Below are 2,310 nucleotides of genomic sequence, written 5' to 3' on the forward strand. Positions count from 1 at the left end.
GTTGTGGAACCGCTTCGGAAGCCCACCGGAGTGCGTACGGGCTTCCAGGGGCGATCCGCAGCCCTCACAGTTCGGCGCGTCTACCTGGTTCGCTGGCGCGATGTCGGGCGGGTGGCTTACCGTTGTCATCGAGCTTCCCCATTTCTTGCTGGCAGGCGGACGTGGGACTCACCGGGAAGGCCGTCAAGCTGCGAACTTGACGGCCTTCACTCTGTCCGGGGTCGTGATCAGTCGGCGTCAGGCGCGCCGATGGAGAGCAACGAAGCCGCAGGTAGCTGACCTCGCGTGGCGACCAGGTCGCGGTGGTGGTGGGCGACGGCCGCCGCCGTTTCATCGGGGACGTAGGGCATCCGAACGCGGGTGAAGCCGGGGCGACCTTCAACGGCCATCGTGGCGACGCCGACGTAGACGGGGTCACGGAGCTGCACCGGGTTGGCTTCCGGGTACTGGCGGATATCCTCGCCGAGCCCTGCCACGGCGGCCTCGATGGTGCGGCAGGCGAACGCGAGGCTGACGGAGCACACGTCGCGGATCTGCGTCGGGATGGCGTCGCCGGTTCCCTTCTGCGTGGCGAGCACGGTCAGGATGCCGACGCTCCGACCCTTCTTGATCAGGTCTTCCACGTGCTGCGCGTTCTGAGCAGCGAGCGCGTTCCGCTGCTTCAGCACCTTGTCGCCACCGTCCTTGACCTGGGCAAAGTACGTGTGTGCCTCGTCCACGATGACGATGACCAGGGGCCAGTCAGGCGTGAACTGGCCTTGCCAGGCGTTCTTGCGGCCGAGCAGGGTTCGGATGCTGGCGGCACGGGCACGGCGGAACTGGACCAGCTCGCCGAGCACCTTGTTGGCCTGTTCGAGGTCATCGCCGACCAGAAGCGTGAAGCGGTCGGCCAAGTCGCCGTAGTCGCCCTGGGCAGGATCGTCGCTCTTGCCGTCCAGGCCCACGAACTGCACAGCCGGTGACGCGGAGAGACGGACGATCAGGTTGTTGATAAACGAGGTCTTGCCGTAGCCAGGCAGGCCGCAGATGCAGATGCCGGCGACGTTGGATAGCCGTAGGTCGACCGGTTCGCCGTACTCGTCCAGGCCAACGGGAAGCCGGTCGAGCGTCTTCGGGGCGACCAGGGCCGCAGGGTCGGGGGCGTAGGTGGTGGGGAAGCTCAGCGGATCGACGCGGACCGCGCGGACGCGAACCTTGCCGGGCTTGACCTGGGTGACCGCGACGCGGGTGGCGCGCCAGTCGTCGGCCAGGTGGCGAGCCGCCCTCTGCCACTCCGGGAGGCCAACGCCGGCCACGGTGCGGGCGGTGCAGACCACGCCGTAGGAGTCTGCCCGGACGCGCATCTTGGGCACGACGTACCGCGGCTTGGGCGCCGGAGCGCTACCGGTCGCGGCAGTCACCGCGGTGCGGTCGATGAGGACCAGGCCGAGGTGTTGCGCGACGTGTGGCCACCGCCGGCGGATGCGGGCGGCCTGGATGCACGAGCGGGCGAGTTCCCGATCGCGGCGGATGCCGGCCCAGACGAGCCGGGGGCCGACGCCGAAGCGGGAACCGATGTAGAGGGCACCGCCCCCCGAGATGATCCAGGGGGCGGCGGTGAGCACGTCGGCGAGCACTGGTCAGGCCTCCACTCGGGTACGAATCACGGTGGCGATCGGGAACGCGTCGAGCACCTTGCCGCCGGCCCAAAGCCGGATCAGGTGCAGGACATTGGCGGTGCAGTCGGTACAGAGGTAGGTGTCCTGGTTCCACGAGCGGTCCGGAACGTTGGACTGGCAGCCGGCGCACCACGTGGTGCAGAGACGACGCATGATCACTCCCCGAAAAGGGTCGGTTGGAGTTGGCAGGAAGTGCAGTTGCCGGCGCTGTCACACTGGTCCGGCAGGATCGGAGTCAGACACGTCTTGCAGCGGATCCGGCGGGGCGTTGGCGCGCCCCGCCGGCTGCGGGCCATCAGGTCACGCCTTTCCGGGCGGAGCCGGCGGAGTGGTCGGCCGGACCTCGTCGCACCGGTACCAAACGCTGAAGCCGATCACCTTGTCCTTGTCCTCCTTGGCGCGCTTCTCCATCACGCCAACGGTGAAGTTCACGAGGTGAACCGGGGTGTACATCCCGATCGACTCCGCCGGGTTCTTCGCCCCCGCGTAGCCAACCTTGATCACCTCGTTCTGCACCTTCCCGAAGTTGTCGCGGAACCCGGCCACGACCTGCACGTCCCAGCGAGGAAGACCGTCCTTGGTCGTCTCCTGCTTGTCCCGCGTGCCGAACTCAATCCGGGGCTCCGCGCCCAGGAAGGCAACCGCCTGGAAA

At 68.0% G+C, this 2,310-nt stretch carries 3 protein-coding genes; all 3 read right to left on the reverse strand.

Features of this window, described 5'->3' with window-relative positions:
• Positions 1-227: 227 nt before the first annotated feature.
• Entirely contained in the window at positions 228-1,616 is a 1,389-nt protein-coding gene (locus E1182_RS30220) for an FtsK/SpoIIIE domain-containing protein (RefSeq protein WP_132271140.1), read from the reverse strand.
• 3 nt (positions 1,617-1,619) lie between these two features.
• Complete coding sequence (locus E1182_RS30225; RefSeq protein WP_132271141.1) at positions 1,620-1,811, reverse strand: hypothetical protein; 192 nt, start codon at positions 1,809-1,811, stop codon at positions 1,620-1,622.
• A gap of 147 nt (positions 1,812-1,958) precedes the next feature.
• The coding region (locus E1182_RS31455) for a hypothetical protein (RefSeq protein ID WP_165942771.1) at positions 1,959-2,310 on the reverse strand (352 nt) is incomplete at its 5' end.

Origin of the sequence: Micromonospora sp. KC721 (assembly GCF_004348355.1) — a bacterium.
In the GTDB taxonomy this organism is placed as follows: Bacteria; Actinomycetota; Actinomycetes; order Mycobacteriales; family Micromonosporaceae; genus Micromonospora.